23 protein-coding genes and 1 pseudogene are annotated in these 23629 nt (G+C 60.7%); 10 read left to right on the top strand and 14 right to left on the bottom strand.

The annotated features are described in order from the left end of the window. Nucleotides 1-38: 38 nt before the first annotated feature. Nucleotides 39-548: a MarR family transcriptional regulator gene (locus FHT97_RS27850; protein ID WP_183758611.1), complete on the top strand. Its 510-nt coding sequence runs from the start codon at nucleotides 39-41 to the stop codon at nucleotides 546-548. Nucleotides 549-565: 17 nt separating this feature from the next. Here FHT97_RS27850 and FHT97_RS27855 read toward each other — a convergent pair whose 3' ends face one another. The 6 genes from FHT97_RS27855 to FHT97_RS27880 all read right to left on the bottom strand — a co-directional run bounded on the left by FHT97_RS27855 (nucleotide 566) and on the right by FHT97_RS27880 (nucleotide 6845). Then, entirely contained in the window at nucleotides 566-1240 is a 675-nt protein-coding gene (locus tag FHT97_RS27855; protein ID WP_183758613.1) for an amino acid ABC transporter permease, read from the bottom strand. 77 nt (nucleotides 1241-1317) lie between these two features. Beyond that, nucleotides 1318-2115 (bottom strand): ABC transporter substrate-binding protein, encoded by a 798-nt coding sequence (locus tag FHT97_RS27860; RefSeq protein ID WP_183758615.1) that lies wholly within the window; start codon nucleotides 2113-2115, stop codon nucleotides 1318-1320. Nucleotides 2116-2195: 80 nt separating this feature from the next. Then, nucleotides 2196-3404: a pyridoxal phosphate-dependent aminotransferase gene (locus FHT97_RS27865; protein ID WP_183758617.1), complete on the bottom strand. Its 1209-nt coding sequence runs from the start codon at nucleotides 3402-3404 to the stop codon at nucleotides 2196-2198. Nucleotides 3405-3565: 161 nt separating this feature from the next. Beyond that, nucleotides 3566-4849: a cysteine desulfurase-like protein gene (locus FHT97_RS27870; RefSeq protein ID WP_183758619.1), complete on the bottom strand. Its 1284-nt coding sequence runs from the start codon at nucleotides 4847-4849 to the stop codon at nucleotides 3566-3568. A 118-nt stretch (nucleotides 4850-4967) separates the two neighbouring features. Continuing rightward, entirely contained in the window at nucleotides 4968-5660 is a 693-nt protein-coding gene (locus tag FHT97_RS27875; RefSeq protein WP_183758621.1) for a GntR family transcriptional regulator, read from the bottom strand. 93 nt (nucleotides 5661-5753) lie between these two features. Then, nucleotides 5754-6845, bottom strand: coding sequence for an LLM class flavin-dependent oxidoreductase (locus FHT97_RS27880; RefSeq protein ID WP_183758697.1), 1092 nt, complete (start codon nucleotides 6843-6845; stop codon nucleotides 5754-5756). Nucleotides 6846-6974: 129 nt separating this feature from the next. Here FHT97_RS27880 and FHT97_RS27885 point away from each other — a divergent pair, with 129 nt between their 5' ends. Next, complete coding sequence (locus tag FHT97_RS27885; protein WP_183758623.1) at nucleotides 6975-7742, top strand: aldolase/citrate lyase family protein; 768 nt, start codon at nucleotides 6975-6977, stop codon at nucleotides 7740-7742. 81 nt (nucleotides 7743-7823) lie between these two features. Here the strand turns inward: FHT97_RS27885 and FHT97_RS27890 are convergent, their stop codons facing one another. Beyond that, nucleotides 7824-8759, bottom strand: coding sequence for a HEPN domain-containing protein (locus FHT97_RS27890; RefSeq protein WP_183758625.1), 936 nt, complete (start codon nucleotides 8757-8759; stop codon nucleotides 7824-7826). 172 nt (nucleotides 8760-8931) lie between these two features. On the opposite strand from FHT97_RS27890, the gene FHT97_RS27895 reads away from it, so the two are divergent. Further along, nucleotides 8932-9672: a tetratricopeptide repeat protein gene (locus FHT97_RS27895; protein ID WP_183758627.1), complete on the top strand. Its 741-nt coding sequence runs from the start codon at nucleotides 8932-8934 to the stop codon at nucleotides 9670-9672. 537 nt (nucleotides 9673-10209) lie between these two features. On the opposite strand, the pseudogene FHT97_RS27900 reads toward FHT97_RS27895, so the two are convergent. The 7 genes and pseudogenes from FHT97_RS27900 to FHT97_RS27930 form a co-directional block, all read right to left on the bottom strand. Continuing rightward, nucleotides 10210-10611, bottom strand: a pseudogene (locus tag FHT97_RS27900) (hypothetical protein); the annotation flags it as partial. A gap of 109 nt (nucleotides 10612-10720) precedes the next feature. Further along, on the bottom strand, nucleotides 10721-11599 hold the full coding sequence (locus FHT97_RS27905) for an SIS domain-containing protein (RefSeq protein ID WP_183758629.1): 879 nt from the start codon (nucleotides 11597-11599) through the stop codon (nucleotides 10721-10723). 91 nt (nucleotides 11600-11690) lie between these two features. Then, nucleotides 11691-12554: an MBL fold metallo-hydrolase gene (locus FHT97_RS27910; RefSeq protein WP_183758631.1), complete on the bottom strand. Its 864-nt coding sequence runs from the start codon at nucleotides 12552-12554 to the stop codon at nucleotides 11691-11693. A gap of 8 nt (nucleotides 12555-12562) precedes the next feature. After that, nucleotides 12563-13492, bottom strand: coding sequence for a phosphoglycerate dehydrogenase (locus FHT97_RS27915; protein WP_183758633.1), 930 nt, complete (start codon nucleotides 13490-13492; stop codon nucleotides 12563-12565). Between the two features lie 2 nt (nucleotides 13493-13494). Continuing rightward, nucleotides 13495-14448 (bottom strand): shikimate dehydrogenase, encoded by a 954-nt coding sequence (locus tag FHT97_RS27920; RefSeq protein WP_183758635.1) that lies wholly within the window; start codon nucleotides 14446-14448, stop codon nucleotides 13495-13497. Beyond that, entirely contained in the window at nucleotides 14445-15098 is a 654-nt protein-coding gene (eda, locus tag FHT97_RS27925) for a bifunctional 4-hydroxy-2-oxoglutarate aldolase/2-dehydro-3-deoxy-phosphogluconate aldolase (RefSeq protein ID WP_183758637.1), read from the bottom strand. Before eda ends, FHT97_RS27920 begins: the two co-directional genes overlap by 4 nt. A gap of 29 nt (nucleotides 15099-15127) precedes the next feature. After that, a complete protein-coding gene (locus FHT97_RS27930; RefSeq protein WP_183758639.1) occupies nucleotides 15128-15751 on the bottom strand; it encodes a glucose-6-phosphate isomerase in 624 nt (207 codons plus the stop codon). A gap of 201 nt (nucleotides 15752-15952) precedes the next feature. On the opposite strand from FHT97_RS27930, the gene FHT97_RS27935 reads away from it, so the two are divergent. The 7 genes from FHT97_RS27935 to FHT97_RS27965 all read left to right on the top strand — a co-directional run bounded on the left by FHT97_RS27935 (nucleotide 15953) and on the right by FHT97_RS27965 (nucleotide 23626). Next, entirely contained in the window at nucleotides 15953-16924 is a 972-nt protein-coding gene (locus FHT97_RS27935; protein ID WP_183758641.1) for a substrate-binding domain-containing protein, read from the top strand. Between the two features lie 130 nt (nucleotides 16925-17054). Then, the gene (locus FHT97_RS27940; RefSeq protein ID WP_183864848.1) at nucleotides 17055-18566 is read left to right on the top strand and encodes a sugar ABC transporter ATP-binding protein; all 1512 of its coding nucleotides are present in this window, start codon (nucleotides 17055-17057) and stop codon (nucleotides 18564-18566) included. Between the two features lie 21 nt (nucleotides 18567-18587). Then, nucleotides 18588-19556 carry an ABC transporter permease gene (locus tag FHT97_RS27945; protein WP_246712821.1) on the top strand — a complete coding sequence of 323 codons (969 nt, stop codon included), beginning with the start codon at nucleotides 18588-18590 and terminating at the stop codon, nucleotides 19554-19556. 30 nt (nucleotides 19557-19586) lie between these two features. Continuing rightward, nucleotides 19587-21089 carry an FGGY family carbohydrate kinase gene (locus FHT97_RS27950; protein ID WP_183758645.1) on the top strand — a complete coding sequence of 501 codons (1503 nt, stop codon included), beginning with the start codon at nucleotides 19587-19589 and terminating at the stop codon, nucleotides 21087-21089. After that, nucleotides 21086-21781: an HAD family phosphatase gene (locus tag FHT97_RS27955; protein ID WP_183758647.1), complete on the top strand. Its 696-nt coding sequence runs from the start codon at nucleotides 21086-21088 to the stop codon at nucleotides 21779-21781. The genes FHT97_RS27950 and FHT97_RS27955 overlap by 4 nt, the downstream gene beginning before the upstream one ends. Then, a complete protein-coding gene (locus tag FHT97_RS27960; protein ID WP_183758649.1) occupies nucleotides 21768-22544 on the top strand; it encodes an SDR family oxidoreductase in 777 nt (258 codons plus the stop codon). Before FHT97_RS27955 ends, FHT97_RS27960 begins: the two co-directional genes overlap by 14 nt. Then, a complete protein-coding gene (locus FHT97_RS27965; protein ID WP_183864849.1) occupies nucleotides 22535-23626 on the top strand; it encodes a glycerol dehydrogenase in 1092 nt (363 codons plus the stop codon). Before FHT97_RS27960 ends, FHT97_RS27965 begins: the two co-directional genes overlap by 10 nt. Nucleotides 23627-23629: the final 3 nt, after the last annotated feature.

Below are 23629 nucleotides of genomic sequence, written 5' to 3' on the forward strand. Positions count from 1 at the left end.
ACCAACGGGACTTATCCAGATGGTTCGGGCGGAGTGACATGGCAGACGCGGAGGTGGATACCGTCGACCTGGAGACAATTGTCCAGGGCGCGCATGAAAAGCAGGAGCTTCGGCTCTGGCTGCGGATGCTTTCCACAACGAAGCTGATCTCGCAGGAGGTTCGACGTCGCCTTCGAAACGAATTCAAGGCAACCCTTCCGCAGTTCGATCTGATGGCCCAGCTTTATCGCGAGCATGACGGATTGCGCCTTGGTGAATTGTCCAGGCGCACCATGGTGACGAACGGAAACGTGACCGGGCTGGTGGAGCGACTAGAGGCCGATGGCCTTGTCGTTCGTGAGACGCCGGACGACGATCGCCGCGTCACGGTCGCCAAGCTGACGCCCAAGGGCGATGAGCTTTTCACCACGATGGCAGCGGCTCACGAGAGCTGGCTGCGCGATATGATGGCCGATGTCGACCCTGCCGATATCAAGGCGCTCTGGTCGAGGATCGGCGCCGTCAAGGTTTCCGTCAGCAACCACCTTTCGGATCCCAACTTCGACTAGCAGGGCGTTTGCGGGGTTTAGCGGGTCTTTTCAGCCTTGAAGCGTTTTTCCAGCAGGCTGACGAGGCGCACCATCGGCCACAGGAAAAGGATGTAGACCAGCGCAGCACCGATCAGCGGCGTCGGGTTTGCGTAGAGCGCCTGTGCGTCTGTTGCTTCCTTGAGGAGTTCGGGAAGCGCCACTGTCGAGGCAAGCGACGTGTCCTTGAACATCGAAACGCAGTTGCTGGTGGTGGGGGGGATAACAATGCGCAGTGCCTGCGGCAGAATGACTTTGCGCAATGTCACGACAAAGGGAATGCCGAGAGCGGCCGCCGCCTCGAACTGCCCGCGTGGGACGCTTTCGATGCCGGAGCGGAAGATTTCCGCCGAATAGGCTGCCATGACGATCGAAAAGGCCAGAACCGCGGAGGCCCACGAGGAGAGGCGGATGCCGAGGAACGGCAGCGCGTAATAGATCAGGATAAGGACCACAAGCACCGGAACTGCGCGGAAGACGTCGATGTAGATCGTCGTCAGCAGGCGCAGCGGCTTTGGCGCATAGAGGCGGATCAGGCTTACGATGAGGCCGGCCGGAACGCCGACGGCAATCGCGAGAAGACCGAGCAGGAGCGTGTTCCAGAGACCGCGAAGAAGTGCCGGCAGGCTGGACATCAGGACATCGGAGTTGAAGAAGGTCTCGACCAGCGACATGGGCATTCCTTGCAGGTACGGGGTAGGCATCACGCCGGCCAGGGGCCGGCATGACAGATCCAAACTCGGTTGCGAGCTTATGCCTTCGGGATCGGCAGTTCGGTGATCGTTGACGAGCCGGCCGGTGCGTCGCTGCCGAACCACTTCTTGTGGATCTTGGCGAGCGTGCCGTCCTTCTTCATTTCGGTGATGGCGCCATTGATCTTCTCAAGCAGAGGATGATCCTTGGACATCATCAGGCCGTACTGTTCGCCGGTCTTGATGCGATCCTTGATGGCAAAGCCCTTCATCTTGACGAAGAGATACTCCATGCCCGGGATGTCGCTGACAACAGCGTCCACACGGCCGGCCCCGAGGTCAAGGAACATTTCCTGCTGGGCGTTGTAGCCCTTGACGTCGGCAAAGCCGTTGGCTGCCGTATTATCCTTGACCCACTTGTCGCCGGTCGAGCCGGAGAGCACGCCGATTGTTTTTCCCTTGAGATCGGAAAGACCCTTGATGGCGCTGTCTGCCTTTGTGGCCACACCCATGTCGGAGTCGTAGTAAGGCTGGGTGAAGGACTGAGATTTCAGACGATCAGGGGTGATGGTGATCGAGGAGATCGCCACGTCGATGCGCTTGGAGGTCGTGCCTGCAAACAGTGCCTGGAAGCCGTAGTCGGCGATTTCGGGCTTCAGGCCAACACGCTTGGCAGCTTCGGTGACGATATCGACCTCGAAGCCTTCGAAGGCGCCGCTGTCGTTCTTGTATTCGAAGGGCGGATTGCTCGGGTAGGAACCGACATTGAGGACATCGGCGGCATAGGCGGTGGAGGCTCCGGCGGCAAGGCCGATGGCGGCCGCAAGGGCCAACAGGTTACGACGGGTCAGGCTCATTTTTATCTCCCTCTGGTTTATTGGCCTGCGCCGGGTTTTTGCCGGCGCCGGTGTATCCCGTTCCGCCCTGGGGCGGAGCGTCATTTCATCGCGTCGACCATGCGATCGAGCGCAATCCTTATCTGTTCGATGTCGCGGAATACGCACATGCGCAGGAATGCCGCGGAGGAATTGCCGAAGAGATGGCCCGGCGCCAGGCCGACACGGGCCTTTTCAAGAATGTCGGCACAGGCCTCGCGCGCGTCGGCGCGGCCCTTAAGGGCAAAGAAGGCATACATGCCACCCCGCGGCTTGTCGGGGAGGATCATGCCAGGGATCCTCGCGAGCCGTTCGTAGGCAAGGTCGAGGCCGGCCTTTGCCTTGTTGCGGATTTCCGCCACGAGCGGTTCACCTTTGGTCAGGGCGGCAACGGCGCCAGCCTGGATCATGCCTGCAGTACCGCTGTTCATATACTGCGTCATGGCCGCAAGCTGATCGGCGATGCCGGACGGATGAGACAGCCAGCCGATCCGCCAGCCGGTCATCGCCCAGGCCTTGGAGAAGCTGTTGATCGAGATCACACGATCGGTGTCGTCGGCTATCTGGAGGATCGAAGGTGCAACGTTGCCCTCGAAATAGAGGCGACCGTAGACTTCGTCGGATATGATCCAGATGCCGGTACGCCGGCTGAACTCGAGGAGCGCCTGCATCTCTTCTGCGCTTGCCGTCCAGCCGGTGGGATTGGACGGGGTCGACAGGAAGATGGCTCGCGTACGCGCATCGCAAGCGGCAAACAGCTTGTCGAGGTCGAGGCGCCAATCGGTATCGAAGTCAAGCGAAACGGGGCGGGGCTCGCCGCCGATCAGATGGATCGCATTGTGGATGTTCGGCCATTGCGGCGCGACGTATACGACATTGGTTCCGATGTCGACGAGAAGCTGCAGGGCGATGTAGAGCGCCTGCATGCCGCTCGGCGCCACGGTCGTCCGTTCGATTGCGATCGGTCGGTCGTGCAGGTCGGACTGATAGCGGCTGAGGGCCTGGTTCAGGGCGTCGAGCCCGCGCATGTTCGGGATGTAGAATGTCTGTCCTTCGTCCAGCGCCGCCTTGGAGGCCTCGCGGATGAAGGCCGGCGTCACCAGATCACCTTCGCCGTACCAGAGCGGGATGACATCTCCGAGTTCGCGGGCCCGCATCGCCAGGGCTGCGATGTTATCCGTTCTGAGATCGCGGATTTGCGCGCGGATGCCATCGAAGGCGTGGCGGGCCTTTTTCGTTTCCGCGGAGAGTGGTGATGACCAAAAAGACAAGGATCAGTCCTTACATGTCTGGCCTAGCGCCTGCAGCTTGAAGCGAGGCCAGCGCCTGGCGGGAGAACGTTATTCGAAGTCGGGCGCAATTCAAGGGAAATTTTAAGTTTCAAAGGTCTCGTAGCGCCCGAGACAGTTTTGCCGCGAGCGGCTGCCCGCCGCTAGGCTTTTCGTTTTGCAAGAATCTCGCCAAGCACCCTGTCGAACCGTGCGATTTCCTCTGGCTTGTTGTAGTGAACGAGCGAGACGCGAACAGCGCCGTGCTCCATCGACAAGCCAAGCCGTTTCATCAGTCGGGGCGCAAACATGTGACCATCACGCAAGCCGATGCCGGCCTCTCCCATATCCGCTGCGATCTGCTGTGGCGTGACACCTGGAATGTTGAAGCAGATGGTTGGAACGCGGTCTGAAAGCCGGGCTTCGTCAGACACCCCGTAGATGACTGCGCCGTGTTTTTTAAGAACGCCGATCATGTCGCGAGACAGCGTCAATTCATAGTCGCGGATCGCGCCCATCGCTGCCGCCAGCGCCTCGCGGCGCGAATGACCGGCGCCGGCCAGGAAGCGGCGACCGAGCGCCTCGAGGTATTTCACGGCAGCATTCATGCCTGCGACGTTCTCGTAAGTGAACGTCCCGACTTCGATCTTGTAGGGCGGCACATCGGGGATGAAGTCTTCCTTGAACGTCGGAAGCCTGCAGAGCGCGTCGTAGCGTCCCCAGAGGAAGCCCATATGCGGGGAGAAATTCTTGTATCCGGAACAGACCAGATAATCGCAATCCCACGCCTGTACATCAATGAGGCCGTGCGGACCGTAGTGGACGCAATCGAGAAACACCTCCGCGCCGACGGCATGTGCGAGTTTCCCCACGGCTTCAACGTCGACGATAGTACCGATTGAATGGGCCGTGACCGTACACGCGACGAGACGCGTCTTGTCGTTGAGGAGCGGCTTCAGATCCTCAACGTGCAGAGTGCCGTCGTCGCGCATCCGCCACCAGACGACCTTGGCTCCGTCCGCCTCAAGCGCAAGCCAAGTGGCTATGTTGGCGTCGTGGTCCATGTCGGTGACGACGATCTCGTTGCGGTCGCCGAGCATCTTGGCAATGCCGAGGCTGACAAGCCGGATGAAGGAGGTCGCGTTGAGGCCGAAGGAGATTTCTTCCGGGCGATAGGCGTTGACGAGGAGTGCCACAGTTTCGCGTGCCTCGTCGAGATTGCGGTCTACGCCCTGGCTGTGCCGGTAATTGGCCATCCGCTGGACGTTGAAGTCGACAAGATGGGTCGCTACCGCGTCAACGACGGCCTGTGGGACCTGCGCGCCACCGGCATTGTCGAGGAAAATGAAGTCGCCGGCCTTCTGAATGGCCGGGAACATTGCGCGGATTTCGTCGACCGGGAAGCCATTCTGGCCAGTAACCTTCAATGGGGATGCCGATAGGCTCATAATTGCTCCTGCAATTGACTGTTCCGCATGGCCGTCTTCGTCACCGCGGCCTGTTTTGATCATTTGATCACAAACAATTTTAGAGTTCAACTAATTTCGGAGCTCCACATGTCAACCGTCAGCGAGCGTTCCAGCCGCCCTTGCCACCGCAATAGCTCCGCAGCGTCTCGTGCGTGTGCCGGATGTCGTTGCCGATAGCCTCGCGGGCCGCGGCAAAGTCCTGAGCCTTGATCGCTTTTATGATGACATCGTGCAGACCCGCCGGATCGAGCTCACCCTTGTCGATGAGCGGCGCTACCACGCCCGACAGCAGCCGCATATAGGGTCCGAGACGGAGCCAGAGCGTATCGATCAGCTGCAATAGGACCTCCGATCCCGAGGCCCGGTAGATAGTGAAATGGAACCGCTGGTTCATCTCGATGAGTTCGTAGACGTTCTCACGGGCTGTCGCATGCTGCTGCTCGACGATTAATTCAAGCTGCGCGATATCGGCAGCTGTCAGACGTGGACCACCGAGTTCGGTGGCGAGGCCCTCGACGGCGATCCGGGCGCGGGCAAGATCATCCAGCCGGGCGGCGGTCACCGGTGGAATTCGCGCCGAACCGTTCGGGGCAACCTCGACAGCATTTTCGGCTGCCAGCCGGCGCAACGCTTCACGAACCGGCATGTTGCTGGTGCCGAATGTTTCTGCGAGCGAGGCAATCGTCAGCGTCTGTCCGGGATCAAATCGGCCAACCATGAGGGCATTGCGCAGCTGTTGGTAAACTGCCTCCTGGATCGTCGTCCGCGATGAAACAGGGCCAAGGGCCATTCGTACTATCCTATTCTTCCTGCGATGGAGTTTCGAGCCGGAGAGGTCGATTCAATCTGCGCGTTGAGCCGGTCTTCAAGCGCCTCTGATCGGTCACTGTCTGTAGCCGGCTCCTATCAGAAGCGGGAGGACGCGATCGCAGAAGAAGGGTAGCTCCTGCGTATAGTTGACGAATGAAAGCGCGATGCCGGCGTAACCTTGCCGTGAGATCGCAATCATCTCTTCGGCGATGCGCTCCGGTGTTCCGACCAGCGGATAGCTGCCGGCACCGCCGGCAAAGCGCTGGCGATAGCGATCGTAAGCCTCGCGATCATGCGATTGCGAGAATTCCTTCTTGCCAGCCATGTGGGTGTCGACCGCCTCGTGGTCGGCCATAGCGACGGCATAGCGATGATAGTAGTCCTCAGCCTCGGTCTGGGTTTGCCGGCAGACGACGTGGCACACGGTATAGACGCCGACCTCGCGGTGGTGCTGCTGGGCGCGGTCGCGGATGTCGGCCACATGTTTTCCTGCTTCGTTGATCTCCGAGAAGGTCGTAAACAGGTAGTCGCAGTTCCTCGCTGCAAAATCCCGACCCGGTCCGCCGAACGCTGCGTTCATCGTGACCGGACGCGGCGTTTGCAAGCTGGCTGGACGGCTGATGGCCTCCTTCAGTTTGTAATAGGTGCCATCGTAGTCGAACGGTATATCCGACGTATAGGCACGCTCCAGCACCTGAAGCCACTCCTCCGCCTGGTCATATCCCTTCTCGACCAGCGACGTGCCGAACATGGCAAACTCCTTTGGATTCCATCCGCAGACAATATTCAGCCCGGCCCGGCCATTGCTGACGTGGTCGACCGTTGCCAGCGCCTTTGCCGCATAGAGCGGGTGGACAAGCGGCACATGCACCGTCATGAACAGCCCGATCTGCTTGGTGGAAGCCGCAAGGGCGGCTGCCCAGGTGAACGTCTCGAAAGACCATTCGCGCACCCGGTTCTTGCCCCCGAACCCGCGCCAGCGGGCGATTGGAAGCAGGAACTCCAAACCGGTGCGATCGGCGATCTGTGCGGCGGTGAGGTTGTCGGCCCAGCTGGCAGTCCAGCGCTCCGGGACGTCCGTGATCGCAAGGCCGCCATCCGCGTTTGCGGAGAAAACGCCGAGCTTGAGGCGGTTTGCCCCTTTGAGCGGATGCTGCTTCACGATGGTCCTCCCTCTGTCCACGCAGCTTTTGCGCTGCCTGGCTCTCAGCTTGACCATGTTTTAAGCTTGAGAGCAAATTGCTTTATGTCTAAACCTTTTTTGGACCTTGGATTCTGGATGGGAGATGCTCAGATGGATGATTTTCGCACGAAGTGTCTCGAACGCGCGCTGCTCGTCGGCACCTTTTCGGCGATCCCGCATCCCGTCGCCGTCGAGGTGATGGCGCAGTCCCAACCAGATTTCATCTGCATTGATTGGGAGCATGCCCAGATCGGACGCGAGCGCATCGAGGATCTCGTGCGTGCGGCGGATGTGCATTCGGTAAAGGCGATGGTGCGTGTTCCCGGCCACGCGCCTGAAGCGATCGCGGCCGTCCTCGATGCCGGCGCGGGCGGCGTCCTCGTTCCGAGAGTTTCGACCGCCGAGCAGGCAAGGGCCGCCGTCTCTGCCACTCGCTACCCGCCGATCGGCAGCCGCGGCGTTGGCCCCGGCCGGGCGGCGGGTTACGGCTACCGTATTCCGGACTATCTGGCGAAGGCCAACGACATGCTCGTACTGGCGATCCAGGTCGAGACCGCCGAGGGATTGGCCAACATCAAGGAGATCGTTGCCGTTGAAGGCGTGGATCTGATCTTCATCGGTCCTGGAGATTTATCGGTCTCTATCGATGCCATGGGCCCGGCCGGCCAGGACAAGCTGGACCGTGCGATCAGGACGATCACGTCAGCGGCTTTGAACGCGGGTCGCGCCGTTGGCATCTTCCGCCCGTCGCCCGCCGATGTCGGCAGATGGCGCGGAGCAGGGATCAGCTTCTTTGTCCTCGCCAGTGACACCATGTTTCTCGGTGCGGCGGTTCTTGATAGTCTGGATGCAGCCCGCAAGGCCGGCTCGTCGAGCTGACGACACGCGTGGTTACAGGCTTCCCTTGCTCGACATGCTGGGTCTCTTCGGCCGCAGCGCCATACGCGGCCTGGGAGGCAACTATAAGGCAAGCCGTTCTCTGCAGATTGTTTCCACCCGTGTCTGCAAGACCTTGACGCGCTCAACCAGCCAGGCGAGTTCCTCGTTGGTGATTGTGTATTTCGAGGAATATCGGGCTTCCACATAGGCCCGCGCCAGCAATTCGAAGCAGCGCCGTGAAAACCGGCTGTCGCGCGGCCAAGCCTCTACCAGCCTGAGATCTATCCCCTCGGCCTGAGAGCGAAGAACCTTCAGACGATGGGATTTGGGGCTGTAGAGCGTCAGCGTCAGCAGGATACTATGGTACGATTTCTCAGTCGCTTGATGAAGATTAAAGGCGGCATGACGCGGTACACCGTCGGCCATGCTGGTTTCGGCGAGCTTGACCGAATGCCGAGCTAGCTCGAACCATTCGTTGAAATACTGGCTTGCTTCATAGTGTTGCTCCTCCGCCGTCAGAGGCTTCGGCTGCGCCAGCGAATGACCGGGCTGCTGGTAGAGGACAACGCCGTCCCTGGCGATGTCGACGAAGAAAGGCCGGCCGCGGGAGAGCTGGTCATTGACATCGGCCAGCGTGTGGATGATCGGCACGACCGGTGTTTCGATACGATGCGCGATCTGCTCCTTTAAAAGCTGCTCTTCAATGCCTTCCCAGAGCTCCTGCTCCTCTGCAAAGGAATTGCTATTGACGACAATCAGGAGGTCGTAGTCGGAACGGTAGCCACTCAGGTGATCCTCGACCCAGTCGCCACGGGCGTACGAGCCGTAGAGCAGGACCATCAGGATCTTGCCGGTCTGGCGCCTGGCCGACAATTTGCTCGCCCGGAAGCGCTCGACCTCGGCAAACAGGATCTGGAGGATGCGCGCCAGTTCGCGCCGCTTCCTGTCCGGCAGATGTTCGATATGGTCGGTCAGGGTCAAAGCTGCGTCAAAGCCTTCAGTCAGAATCGTATCCATCGTAGCGGCTCCGTTACGATTGCGCACTCAAACCTTTTACGAGATTGTCGTTACAAATGCAATCTTAGGATGCGCATGCTATGCGGGACATCCGCATGCGAGCAGGCGAGTAGCCATTCGGTCCGAGTAGGTTTCGGCTATCGACTTATCTGGTCTGGACGCATACGACTTCGTGTTGAGAGCGTTCCCGCTCGTCTGGTCGCTTGACAAGGATCAGAACGAAACGGCCCGCTCGCTTCTCACTCAAGCGCTTGCCCATGACGTTGACTATCCCTTCGCTCTGTCGTTGCTCGCATGGTGCCACGCGCAACGCGCCGTGTATGGTTGGACCGACGCTCCAGGCCGTGACCGGGATGAGGCCTTGTGCCTTGCACAGCGCGCTGCCTCGCTCAGCCACGATGACCCGATGGTTCTCGCGATCCTTGGAGCGGCGCATTCGTTTGCACGGGACTTCGACGTGGCAGAGACACACCTTGAGCGAGCGCGTTCGCTCGATCCGAATTCAGCCTGGGCCTGGCTGCGTAGCGGTTGGCTTGATGTGTATCGCGAACGCTCCGCGTCCGCGCTCGGACATTTTGCGCGGTTCCGTCGGCTGAGCCCGCTCGATCCGATCGCCTATATGGCGGACGTCGGCGTCGGCGCCGCCCATTTCGTTGACGGGCGATACGACGATGCGATTACCTGGATCCAAAGAGGCCTTAGCCAGCAGCCTGACGCGAGTTGGGCTCTGCGGTGGCTCGTCAGCGCCTATGTCCACGCCGGCAGATTGGATGAGGCACGACGTGCCTGCCTTCGATTGCGAGAGAGCCATCCCGACCTTACGCTTGCCAAAGTCAGGGTTACATGGTGGCCCTCTGCTATTATGGCCCGTATCTTATCGGGTCTGCGTGACGCTGGCTTGCCCGAAGGCTGACTGGATCGGCTCAACCAAAGTCTTCACCGAGATCGACAAACTTCATCGAAGGTCATGAATCCCCCAGTGCTTGAGAGCTCCTGCCACGCAAGATGCCATTGAAGCGCATGGGCAAGCCACGCATGACGGCGAACGCTCGAGACTGAATGCATTGACCTTTCTGGCCTGAGGATCTGTGAGCAGGTCGGGCGGTTTTATGCGCGAAGCTGCAGCCACCACAGACGAGAATGGACTCCATCGATCTCTACCGGCACGGACGGGCATCGCTCAAACTTCGGTGCCCAGGCTTCGCGTCTGGGAGGGCCAGCAGGCCAAGTTAGAGAATCGTTTGCGGCCAAAGACTGATACAACCCAGCCCGAGGTCACTCGAAACGCTTGAGGATCTCACGAGCCTGAAGGTCGCGATCATTCATTAGATCGACCAGATCGGTTGCCTCTCCCCGTGTTAGGGCATCAAGGGGAACCTCGCGGACGACCACCGCCCAGCCCGTAAAAGAATCGATTACCGACCATAACCCGTCAAAGGCGCCGGATGGCCTTTGCCTGATCGAGTACCGCCGGGCTGACCTCGCCCGTTTTGCTTGCCGAAGCCAGTGCATCCTCCAGTGCCTCATCGCCGAGGATCGGATCATCTTCGGATGGCTCGACGCCGTTGTCGATTTCATATCGGGCGTAGGCCACCGCGTAGGCTGCAATCGCAGTCAAGCGCGGGTCCGAGCTGTTCAAGTAGGCTCTGTAGTTGCGCTTTAGCGAGTTCAAGCCAGCAAGCTGCGCAGACGCGTTCTTCTCCTTAGTGACGGTGACGCTCTTGTCAGTTTTCGCGAAATGCGACTTGTCGCCCGCCTCGCTGGACTTGCCCTTCGTGCTCTGCTGTGTTTTTGGGCTGCCATGGCTTGAGTTGCCGCCTCGGGCCCCATTGTTGCTATGCGTGCCATTGTTGCTGTGCGAGCCGCTGTTGCCATGGCTGTCGCCCTCCTTCCAAGAGCGCCCAAAGCACCGTTAAATCCAGCCGCGAGACGGGACTATTTTCTCGAAACCGTGTCTAGCGCTAGATAGGCTGCATTTTGCGCATATCACTTAATTGCCGCTTCATCTGATGAATACGTGCCTGATCATCCGACGGGCGGCGCATCGCGACGCTGGTCGACAATATGTCGATGACCACAAGTGCGGCGATCCGAGAGATCGTCGGCGTATACATGTTAGTGTTCTCGAGTGTTTCGACGATCAGCGAAACGTCGCAGTAATTAGTGAGCGGCGATTCCGATCCGGTTAGACAGATCACTGAGGCCCCGTTTTCCCGAGCGATGCGGGCGATCTCGATGATCGAGCGCGTGGTGCCTGTATTAGAGATCACGAAAGCCACCTCGCCCGGATTCATCATCGAGGCGACCATCAGCTGCTGGTGGGAGTCCAGTTCCGCGCCGCACGGCACGCCGAACAGAGGGAATTTCTGCTGGGCGTCGCGGGCGACGATACCCGAGGCGCCGAAACCGAAAAACACGATCGAGCGGGCATTCGAGAGGATTTCGATCGCCTTATGCAGTGCCGCCTTGTCCAGCCGGGTTCGCGCCCAGTCGAGGCTCGTCATCGTGTAGTCGAATATCTTTTCGGCGACGATTTCAGGCTCGTCGGTGTCGAGCAGGACCGAATGCGTTGCCGGTGTCCCAAGCGCGAGGCTCTGGGCCAATCTGATCTTGAAATCCTGAAATCCGCTGCAGCCGATCGCCGTCGCAAAGCGCAGCACGGTCGGCTGGCTGACCTCCGCAAGCGCTGCCGTTTCACCAACTGTCGCGTTCATGATGCGGCGGGGATCGTCAAGCACCACGTCCGCGACCTTTCGATCCGACTTGCGCAATTCCGAACGCATCGTCCTGATGATTTCGATAATGTTCCGGCCGCTGTTGGTCCGGATGTCGCTATCCATTCGGATCGCCTTTCCTGCATGTCTGACGCAAGGCTAGAAGCTTCAATCTTCCAGAGCAAGACCGCCCCCGCCAGAACAGAGGCGCTTCATTTCATTCCGCGCGCCACGACAGGCTCAGTCCCGTTTGAGCGCGATGAATTCTTAGGTCGGCGGTCGACGCAATCGCGGCATCGATCGTTTCCGGCTCTTCGGTATTGAAAGCGAAGAGGCCATAGTGATGGGCCACCATATCCCGGGCGCCGATCCGCCGGGTAACGCCGATTGCCTCGTGCAGCGAAAAATTTCCGGCCACGCCGTTTTGCGACAGCTCGGGGCGCCGCCCATTGACGGGCAGCAAGGTTATATCCGGCCGATGCGCCAAGACGTCACGCTCGAGGCCAGGGAAAGGAATACAATCGCCGGAGTGCCACAGGCGAACGGCATCCGCCGCTATGACATAGCCGAGGAAACGGCAGTCTCCCGCAGCGTCGATTTCCATCGCTTCGTGCGCAGAGGCGGTCGGCAGGATCGTAAGCTCGGGGAGGGGCGACACGGTCTCACCGGCATTGGTCAGAACAATCCGGGATTCGGCCACGCAGGAACGATCGATCGCTTGCTGGCGCATCGCCCGCGGGGCGAGCAAACCCGCAGACGGGTTTTTCTCCAGCAAGGGCTTGAGCGTCCCCGGGTCCATATGATCGGTATGCGCATGCGTGCAAAGCACTAGATCGACAAACGCGATTTCATCGGCTGAAACCGGCGGCGGCATCATCCTCTCGTGCGGGCGCTCGGTGCCTCTATATTTTTCCGCCAGCGTGTCCGACAGATACGGATCGATCACCAGTCTGCGGCCGTCGATATCGATGACGAAACCCGCCTGTCCCAGCCAGTACAGCCGGAGACCCTTTGCCGGCGGCTTGCTTAGATAGTCTGCCAGCGGGGCGCTGAAAGTAGTTTCTTCAAGGCGTCCGGTCATGGCCGATCTCAGGCCTTCAACGCGAAGAGCAGGTTGTTTGCCGCGATACGCGTGGCACGATCGACGCTCTCTGCTGTAAAGCCGCCGATATGGCTCGTTGCGATGACGTGCTGGTGCGAGGCAAGCGACAGCGAGAGCGGCGGCTCCTGTTCAAACACATCCGTCGCATAGCTGCCGATCTGTCCGGCATCCAGCGCCTCGATCAAGGCGTCCTCATCGACGAGGCGGGCGCGGGCCGTGTTGATCAGGACCTGACCGTGCTTGCTCGAAAAAATCCGGTTCCGATCGAGGAATGTCGAGCCGTCACGCGGGAGCGGGCAGTGAAGGGAGACGATATCGGCCTTCGCGATGATTTCATCGACCTCGGCATAGGCAAAAGCCTGGGACGGCAGGTCCAGGTTGGGCCGGGCCGGGTCGAAGGCGATGACGCGGGCGCCAAGGGCAATGACCATTCTGGCAACTTCGCGGCCGATCGCCCCGCAGCCGATGATGCCGACGGTCCGTTCATGGATTTCCGCGCCGCGCATCCGCGGCCAGCCACCGGACTTGATGCCTGCATCCGAGAGCGGAATTGACCGGAGAGCGCTGAAGATCAGGCCGATCGTCAACTCCGCCACGCCCATCGAATTGGCACCTTCGGCAATCATGATCTGCACGCCACGCTCGTTGAGAACGTCGAGCGGAAGGTTGTCGACGCCCACGCCGTTACGGCTGATGACCTTGAGATTTTCCGCAGCCTCGATGATTCTCGGCGTCACCGGTTCGACGCCGGCCAGCCAGCCGACGCAGCCCGGCACCAGATTGATCAGCTCTTCCTCGGTGGGCATGGCGCCGGCAGTCGAATAGACGATTTCAAACCCGCTTTCCTTCAGCTTCTCGACCTCCGGGTGCGGTTCTGCGGTCAGCGATCGCGGGGTCACAAGGATGCGCTGGTTCATTTTTACCTCCCCGCCGCAGCGAGTGCGATTTCCGAAATGCGATCGAAAGATGGTCCCGACGGCGGAATTTTCACGTCGAAGACTTCCGCCACGACCTGCGTCCAGCCGTGGATGAAATAGGTCCAGCCGTCCTCGACTTGCAGCGCCTTTTCGGCTTGCTGCCGCCGCGCCTGATCGAGAAAGACGAGGTCGCCGCGATAGTTCAGATCCCAGACGACGGATCGCTCGGGGAAAATGGCGGCGTCAGTCAGCGGCGAGCCAGGCGCGTCTTTGCCGAGGCCTGTCGCATTGATGACAAGCGATCCCGGCTTCAGGGATGCTAGAACGGCGTCGTTTGCCGCCGGCGTCTCCGCGAGCAGATATTCGATCGGGACCGCGGTCTCGACCTGCTGGTGAATGCGCCTGATCTCGTCCAGACGGTGCTGGCTGCGATTGGTGACGACGATACGCGCGGGAACGTTGCTGCCGCGGGACTTGCGCATCAGGTGCCAGGTCAGCGCGATCGTCGAGCCGCCGGCGCCCATCGAAAACAGGTCCGCATCGCTGTGTTCGAAATAGTCTTCGCCGAGGAAGGCATCGATCGACAGCCCCGACGAGATCGGATCCTTCGCATGGCAGATCAGCTTGCCGCCGCGCTTGGAAATGCAGCTCGTCTCGTCCATCAGAAGCGCATGCGGATCGATGACGTCAAAAAGGTGCCGGCATGCGTGGAAAAGGTCGATCTTGTGAGTCGTGACAAGCGCGCCCATCGACAACGGGTCGTCGCGGATGAATTCGACGGCTTTCCGGTAAGCGGCCGGATCGGCGTGCAGCTTGAAATCGATGCCCTTGATCACCGCATCCTTGAGGCCGAGATATTCGGCCCATGCAGGAAACACCTTCATGATCGAACTTTTGCCCGTCGTGACGCCGATGAAATAGAGCGTCGGCTGGGTGGCTGGCTGATAGGTGCTCACGCGCGCTTCTCCAAAGCTTCCTTCGCGACCTTGACGGCTGCGGCGGCATTGCGGGCAATATCGGCAAAGCGGCCGTCGCGAATATCTTCAGTCTTGGCGATCCAGGTTCCGCCGACCGCGATAACCTGCTTGATGGCCAGCCATTCACCGATCGTGGCTTCAGTCACACCGCCGGTTGGTATGAACCGGATTCCCAGATGGGCAAACGGTGCGGCGATGCCCGAGAGGGCCTTCGGGCCACCGGCGACGCCTGCGGGAAAGAATTTGGCAAGCTTCACGCCGCGAGCCGACGCAAGCGTCAGGTCTGACGGCGTCATGATGCCGGGGCAGAATGGCAATCCGGCATCCTTGGCGGCATCAACGATTTCAGGATCGAAGCCGGGCGCCAGCCCGAAACGTGCACCGGCGTCGATCGCCCGCTTGAGATTGGGCTTGTCGAGAACCGTTCCGGCGCCGATGCAAAGCTCGGGACGGGCATCGCGCAGGGCAGCCATAACTTCGGCTGCCGCTTCCGTGCGGAACGTGATTTCGGCAACCGGCAGGCCGCCCTCCAGAAGGGCGTCGGCAAGCGCCACGGCATCGGAGGCGCGCTCAATCGCGATAACGGGGACGACACCAAGGCTGGCGATCAGATCGATAGGGTTTTTCATGGCTGGTTTCCTCTGCCGGTGAGGCTGTTTCAGGCGTATGTCTTGATAAGGGTGCGTGCATGCTCTGCCGAACGCGGCAGGTAGGCCTTGTTTTCCACAAGCTCCCAGCCGCCGCCGGGCATGGCCACGACACGATGGCGCATCCCGTTCGACGCTTCGATGATGCCGTAGTCCTGGCCGCTATCGGACGGGTAGGCGAAAACCATGACCAGATCTTCGTCGCCGACATTGATGGAGCGGTGAATCCAGTAGGGCGGCACATAGCAGATCGTCTGCGGCCGGATCTCGATGATGCGCGTCTGGCCTTCCGGCGATTCGAGCTGCATCAGGCCATGTCCCTTCTGGCCGTAGTAGATTTCCGGCCGGTCGGCCTTCGCGTGAATATGGCCGCGGGTCAGGAAGAACTCGTCCCCGACACGCCCAGGGCTCATCCGCGTCACGCCGTAGATAAGATCGCCGCTATGCGTGCCCGGCTTGAAGTCCTCGACGTCGTAGACGACCGGATCGCTCAACGTTTGCAAAAGCGCCGTATGCGCATCCTGATCAGCATATAGCCCTGCCAGATCGCTCAGCCGCTTTTCGTACCGGCCCGTATTTCCGCTCATTCCGCCGCCGATCGGATCGACGACGCTCGAGACTGGTTCGCGCATCATGAAAGCACCTCCATTTGGTAGTAGAATTACATAAATAGAAGAAATGATACGTGCAAGATAAATTTTTAGGCAAAATAAGAGCGATTGTTTGCGCAAAATGCTGAAAAAATATATTGACGTAAAAATTCTACGTAATTACGCTACATAACAGCCAATACAAACTGGCTCGCGAATTTCGCGCCTATCTGGAGGAGAAGAGAAATGAAGAAAACAGTTGTGAAGCTCGCGCTCGGCGCGGCTGTGTCCCTGCTGGCCATGTCCGCAGCAAACGCCGCCGATTGCAAGATCGGTATTTCCATGAAGACCCTGGACGCGCCTTATTTTGCAGCACAGGAAGTCTCGGCAAAGAAGCATGCGACGGAACTCGGATGCGAAGTCATCTCCGTGGACGGCCAGAACGACCTGAACAAGCAGGTCGCCGACGTCGAGGACATGGTTGCGCAGGGCATCCATGCGCTGATCATCAACCCGCGCGACAGCAAGGGCCTCGTTCCTGCGGTCAACGCTGCGACCGCAGCCGGCGTGAAGGTTTTCGTCATCGACTCGACCATCGATCCGCAGGCGAATTTCGTGACGCTCGTGCAGTCGTCGAATTCGCAGAACGGCCTGCTGGTCGGCCAGTGGCTTGCCGACAATACCAAGGGCAAGGATCTGAAGATTGCGCTGATTTCCGGCGACAAGGGCAATGAGGTCGGCCAGGAGCGCCGGTTGGGCGTGCTTGCCGGTCTGCTCGAAGGTCAGTTGCGCAACGAGGGTCGTGCCCGTTTCGAAGTCGTCGGCCAGGGCTGGGGCGCATGGGGTAACGAAGGCGGCCTCAAGGCCATGGAAGACCTCCTGACGGCAAACCCCAACATCAACGTGGTTCTCGGCGAAAACGACTCGATGGTCCTCGGCGCCCAGAAGGCGATGGAACAGGCCAACCGCACCGACGGCGTCCTATTCCTGGCGGCTGCCGATGGCCAGAAGGAAGCGCTGCAGGAAATCAAGGACGGCAAGTACGGCGCAACCGGACTGAACGATCCGGCGCTCGTCGCGTCGACCGCGGTCGATCTCGCAAAGAAGGCAATCGACGGAAGCCTTCCGAAGGATATTTCGAAGATCACCTACACGACGCCGACGGCAATCACCAAGGACAACGTCGACAAGTATCTCAAGAAGGACGCGGTATTCTAAGAGCCGATCCTCCCAGCGGCCGGCAGCGAAAGCCGCCGGTCGCACTTGTTGCATTTGTGACTCGCACGCAGCCTCTTGCGGCTGTCAGGATCGGATGGATCCTGCCGTCACTCATGATGAGATGTTGCATATGGAAACTCTGGTAGAACTGGCCGGCATTCGTAAATCCTTCGGTGGGGTGCGCGCGCTGCAAGGGGTCGATTTCGCGCTGCGCGCCGGCGAGGTGCACGCGCTTCTCGGCGAAAACGGCGCCGGCAAATCCACGCTGATGCGCGTACTGGGCGGGGAATACATTCCCGAAGCCGGAAGCGTCATTATCCGCGGCGAGGAGCAGCAGTTCCGTGGTCCGACCGACGCTCTGGACAAGGGCATTGCCATCATCCACCAGGAGATGGCGCTGGCGACCGATCTGACGGTTGCCGAAAACATCTTTCTTGCCGAGATCCCCTCGGTCATTTCCTGGCGCGATCTCAACCGCCGGGCTGCAGAACTGATTTCCAGTCTCGGCTTCTCCATTTCGCCCTCGGCGACCGTGTCCGATCTGTCGGTCGCTCATCAGCAGGTCGTCGAGATCGCCAAGGCGCTGTCGCGCAATGCCAGCGTCATGGTCTTCGACGAGCCGACCGCGGTTCTGTCCGTCCGCGACGCGGAGCGCCTGCTTGGCATCATCCGCACGCTGCGCGAACGCGGCGTCGGCATCATCTACATTTCCCACCGGCTGGACGAAGTGTTTCGCATCGCCGATCGCATCACCGTGATGAAGGACGGCGCATCGATCTCGACGGTCCAACGCAAGGACGTCGAAGTCGACGATGTCATTCGCATGATGGTCGGCAGATCGCTCAAAGCCCTGTTCGGCGAGGATGTCGAGCGTACGATCGGAAGCGAAGTTCTTCGCGTCGAGAAGCTTTCCGACGGCGCCCGCATCCGCGATATTTCGCTCAGCGTGCGGGCAGGGGAGATCGTCGGTCTCGGCGGGCTTGTCGGTGCCGGACGGACGGAACTGGTCCGGATGATTTTCGGCGCCCAGAAGGCTGCCTCGGGTAGTATCTTCCTGCATGGCAAGCAGGTGCGCATCAACACCCCGTGTGATGCGGTGAGGGCCGGCATCGGGCTTGTGCCGGAAAGCCGCAAGGAGCAGGGGCTCGTTCTCGACTTCCCGATACGCGTCAACGCCACGATGTCCAAGCTGGCGCCACTGGTGAACGCCTTGGGTTTCGTCCGCCGCTCGGCCGAGATGACGACGGTGCAGACGCTTGCATCTCGTCTGCGCATCAAGGCCGGCAGCCTCAATGATCCCGCATCGAGCCTATCGGGCGGAAACCAGCAGAAGGTCGTTCTGGCAAAATGGTTTCACGCCGGCGGCGATCTGCTGATCTTCGACGAGCCGACCCGGGGCGTCGATGTCGGCGCCAAGACTGAGATCTATGCGCTGATCAAGTCGCTGGCCGCCGAAGGCCGCGCCGTTCTGGTGATCTCCTCCGAACATATCGAACTTTTTGGGCTGTGCGACCGGATCCTCGTCATGCGCGAAGGCGAACTGACGGGCTCGCTCGAACCAGAAAATTACACCGAAGAAAAACTGCTGAAGCTCGCGATGGTCAATACCGTCACGCAGGCTGAAGCCCTCGCGACCAACTGATTGGGTAACGCCGTGACCGATTTGACCGAAACAGCCCGCCATCCAAGCTCGCTCAATATCAGCAACATCCTGCATCGCTACGGAACATTGGCGATCCTGATCGCCCTGCTGATCGTGGCAACCTCGATGTCGGACGTGTTCCTGACACAACGCAACATCATCAATGTGCTCCGGCAAAGCGCCGGCACTAGCCTGATGGCGATCGGCATGTTGTTCGTCATCCTGACGCGGGGCATCGACCTGTCAGTCGGCTCGGTCGCTGCGCTCGGCAGCATCCTGTCGGCCATCCTCATCCAGGATTACGGCACGGGCGTTTCGATCGCCGGCGCTCTGCTCGCCGGTGCGGCCTGCGGCCTTGTTTCCGGCAGCCTGATCGCTTTCCTGAAATTGCCGCCATTCGTGACGACGCTTGCGATGATGACGGTTGCCCGCGGTCTGTCTCTGATCATATCCGGCGGACAGCCGATCCAGATGGGTGATGCCGGAAGCTTCATCACCAGCTTCGGATCCGGTTTGATCGCCACCATTCCTTATCCGGTCGTTCTGATGGCCGTCGTCTTCGTGGTTGCCGGGACCGTGCTGGTCTTCACGCGCTTCGGACGCCTGGTCAAGGCAATCGGTTCGAATGTCGAGGCGGTCAGGCTTTCCGGTATTCCGGTCGCCTATTACACGACGGCCGTCTATGTCATCTCCGGCGTTCTCGCCGCTGCAGCCGGCATCGTTTCGACCAGCCGTACAGGCATCGGATCGGCCAATATCGGCGTCGGCGCCGAACTCGACGCCATCGCGGCCGTCGTCATCGGCGGCGCGAGCCTGATGGGCGGCCGAGGCGGTGTCCTCAATACTTTCATCGGTGTACTTGTACTCGGCATCATCGCTAATATGATGAACCTCGCCCGCGTTCCCGGCTATCATCAGCAGGTCTTCATGGGCTGCATCATCATCGGTGCGATGCTCCTGCAATATGCCTCGAACTGGTTCCGCAAGTAGCATCGCGCCTCTTGCCGGGAATGGACCCCAATGTCTCAAGATCTCTTTCTCGCCATCGATGTCGGCACCGGCAGCGTTCGTGCCGCACTGGTCGACACCAAAGGCAAGATACTCTCGGTCGCGAGCCGTGAACACGAACAGATCGTTCCCCAGTTCGGCTGGTCCGAACAGCGGCCGCGCGATTGGTGGCACGGTGTCGCGCAGGCCATCCGGGATGTTCTTGAAACGATACCGGACGCACGGTCGAGAATTGCCGTGGTGGCCGCATGCGGCCAGATGCACGGCACGGTTCTCGTCGATCAACACGGAGAACTGACGCGCGACACGGCGCCGCTTTGGAACGACAAGCGGACCGTCAACTACGTGACGGCGTTCGAGCGCACCCATGCGCCGGAAGGCTATCTCGCCGACAGCGCGAACCCGCCGGCGCCAGCCTGGCCCGGGTTCAAGCTGCAATGGCTGCGCGACAACGATCCGGCCGCCTATGGCAGGGCGGCCGCGGTGCTGATGTCCAAGGACTACATCAATCTGCGCCTCACCGGCGAGATCGCCATGGATCGCAATGATGGCGGCGCCAGCTTCCTGATGGATCCCCGGACGGGACAATGGTCGCCGAAGATGATCGCGCTGCTCGGCCTCGACGTTGAAAAGCTTCCCCCGCTTCGCGATCCGGTCGAGATCCTCGGCCATGTCACCGGCAAGGCGGCGACGGAAACCGGCCTTCGCGAAGGGACCCCGGTTCTGGTCGGCGGTGCCGATTACCCCGTCGCTCTGCTCGGTTCCGGCGTCTGCCGCCCGGGCATCGGCTCGGAGGTCATGGGAACGTCGGCGATCATCACCGCGATCGCCAGCCAGCCGCTTCTCGATCCCTCGGTCTGCAATGTCGGGACCGTCGATGGCAACTGGGGCGCCTTCATGCTTCTGGAATCCGGCGGCGACGCGATGCGCTGGGCCCGCCGTGCCTTCCACGAGAAACAGGCTTCATACGAGGAAATCGTCACCAAAGCCGCCGAAGCGCCTGCCGGCTCCGAACGCCTGTTCTTCATGCCCTATCTTGCCGGCGAACGGCTGGGTGATCATCGCAACGCCCGTGCCCAGTTTTTCGGCATCGGCGCCGCCCATGGGCTTGCCCACATCCACCGTGCCGTTCTCGAGGGCGTGGCGTTCGCCGTCAAGCGCCACATCAACATTCTCGACCGCATTTCCGGGGCGCCGCTCGAGCGGGTGATCGCGTCGGGCGGCGGCGCCAAGACCAAGCTCTGGATGAAGATCAAGGCAAGCGTCTATGGCATCCCTATCCTGGTGCCGGAAGAACCGGAATGCGGCCTGATTGGTTGCGCGATCATGGCTGCCACGGCGACGGGGCAATACGGGACCGTCCGACACGCGGCCGACGCCTATGTTCGCTATTCGGAAGAAATCCTGCCGGACCCGCGCTGGATGGATGTCTACCGGCCGATGCAGCAGTTCTTCGAGAAGCTCTATGCGCATAGCCAGGCGCTCTACGACGATCTCGACAGGTTGCCGCAATGACCCGCCGCGCCGTACTCTTCGACATGGACGGAACGCTGGTCGACAGCGAACCGCTGCATTTCGACGCCATGTCGCGGGCAGTGACCGCGATGGGCTATGTGCTGCCGGAGGAGTTTGCGAATGTCCTGACGGGCATGAGCGGCGCCGACTGCCACGCCCTGCTGCAGCAAACGATCGGCTTCAAGCCATCGCTTTCCGAATACACCGGGGCGAAATATCGGTCCTATCTCGAGGCAGCGCCCACACTGCACAGGCGCCGCGGCGCGGATGCGGCGCTGGCGCTGCTCGCCGATAATTCGGTACCTTTCGCGATCGTCTCCAATTCCGACAGGATGATCGTCGACGCCAATCTGCGGGCCGTCGGCCTGCAAAGCCCAGGGTTGATTTCCGTCAGCCGCAGCGATGTCCGCCGGGGCAAGCCCGATCCCGAGCCGTTTTTGCGGGCCGCCTACCTGCTCGGTATCGATCCTGCGGATTGCATCGTCGTCGAGGACAGCATTCCGGGTGCGACTGCTGGCCATGCCGCCGGCATGATGGTCATAGGCTGGCCTGAACCGCATCGGGACGATCTTGTCTTTCCCGAGGACACGATCGTTGCGGCCCCGCATGACCTCGCGGCGACGCTCGCCGCTCGTCTTAATGAAAACCACACCACCAAAAGCATCAAGGATGCATCGCATGTATCTCGATAAGTTCAAGCTTACCGGCAAGTTTGCCGTCGTCACCGGCGCCGGCCGCGGCATCGGCCTTGCCGCAGCCGAAGCGCTCGCCGAAGCGGGCGCGACCGTCGTGCTGACCGATATGAACGGCGATCTGCTGGCGACCGCCAAGGCGGAGTTGTCGGCCAAGGGCTATAAAAAGGTCGATAGCGAAGTACTCGATGTCACGGATGCGGGCAGGGTGCAGGCGGTCCATGATGCGATCATGGCGCGTCATGGCCGTGTCGATATCCTGGTCAACAACGCCGGCATCGCCATCAGCAACCACCCGGCCGAAACGATGGCCGACGACGTCTGGAACAAGGTGATCGACGTCAATCTCAACGGTGTCTTCTGGTGCTGCCGTGCCTTCGGCAAGTCGATGCTCGAAAAAGGCGGCGGCAGCATCGTCAATGTCGGATCGATGTCCGGCTTTATCGTCAATCGCCCGCAGGAGCAGGCGAATTACAACGCCTCGAAGGCTGCTGTCCATCACCTGACGAAATCGCTGGCGGCCGAATGGGGTGCGCGCGGCGTACGCGTCAATTCGGTCGCGCCGACCTACATCGATACCGAGATGAACAAATATGTCTACGAAGATGCCGAGATGTACCGGCACTGGGTCGGCGGTACGCCGATGAACCGTCTGGGGCGCACCGATGAAGTCGCTTCGGTCATCCTGTTCCTTGCTAGCGATGCCTCCAGTCTGATGACCGGTTCTATCGTTCTGGCCGATGGAGGTTACGTATGTTGGTAGAATCTGCACCGGACATCACGCCGCGCGGCGCACGGTTTCCCGGCCGCTATATTCAGGCCAAGGGCGCGATCGGCCTTCTGGGGCAGGAGGCGGCCGGATTCGGTAAGCGTGCTGTGGCGCTTCTGGATCGCGGCATCTTCGATCTGCTTGAGACGGATATTGCGGCTGCGCTGTCCGGGCATGTCGAAGCCAAGCTCATCCGCCATGGCGGTGAATGCTCCGAGCACGAGATCGGGTCGCTGGTTGCGGCTGCGCGCAATGCGCAGGCCGAGCTGATTATCGGTGCTGGCGGCGGCAAGGCTCTCGATACGACCAAGGCCGCGGCGAGGGATCTCGGCCTGCCGGTCATAATCGTGCCGACGATCGCCGCGTCCGATGCGCCCTGTAGCGCGCTTGCGGTGATCTACAACGAGGACGGCACGGTCGCCTATGACACATTTCTGCCGAGCAATCCCAATCTCGTGCTTGTCGATACCGCGCTGATTGCCAAGGCGCCGGCCCGTTTCCTGGCTGCGGGGATCGGCGATGCGCTCGCCACCTGGTACGAAGCCGATTCCTGCCGCCAGAGCGGCGCGTCCAACTGCATGAGGATGCCGGGCGTGTCCCTGGCCTTCGAGATTGCGCGGGTTTGCCGGGATACCATTTTCAAATACGGCGCTGCCGCGCTTGAAGAATGCGATGCCGGACAGGCAGGCCCTGCGCTTGAGCGCGTTGTCGAGGCCAACATCCTTCTCTCGGGGATCGGTTTCGAGTCGGGCGGTGTGGCCGCCGCCCATGCCATCCATCACGGCCTGTGCGAACTTGAGGATGTGCATCACCACTTGCATGGCGAGAAGGTGGCGATCGGCGTGCTTGCCGGCCTGAAAATTCATGGCCGCGAGGACGAGTTTCTGAAGGTGCGCGACTTCTGCCGCAGCGTTCGCCTGCCGACGCGCCTTGCCGATATCGGCATTGCGGATGCGACAAGCGACAAGCTGGCGACCGTGGCGCGCCGCGCGTGCCGTCCGGGAGAGATCATCCACAACGAACCGATACCGGTCAGCGAAGCGGCCGTTCTCACAGCATTGAAGGAACTGGTCTGAGCA

It is taken from the genome of Rhizobium sp. BK399, from assembly GCF_014194695.1.
Taxonomy (GTDB): domain Bacteria; phylum Pseudomonadota; class Alphaproteobacteria; order Rhizobiales; family Rhizobiaceae; genus Rhizobium.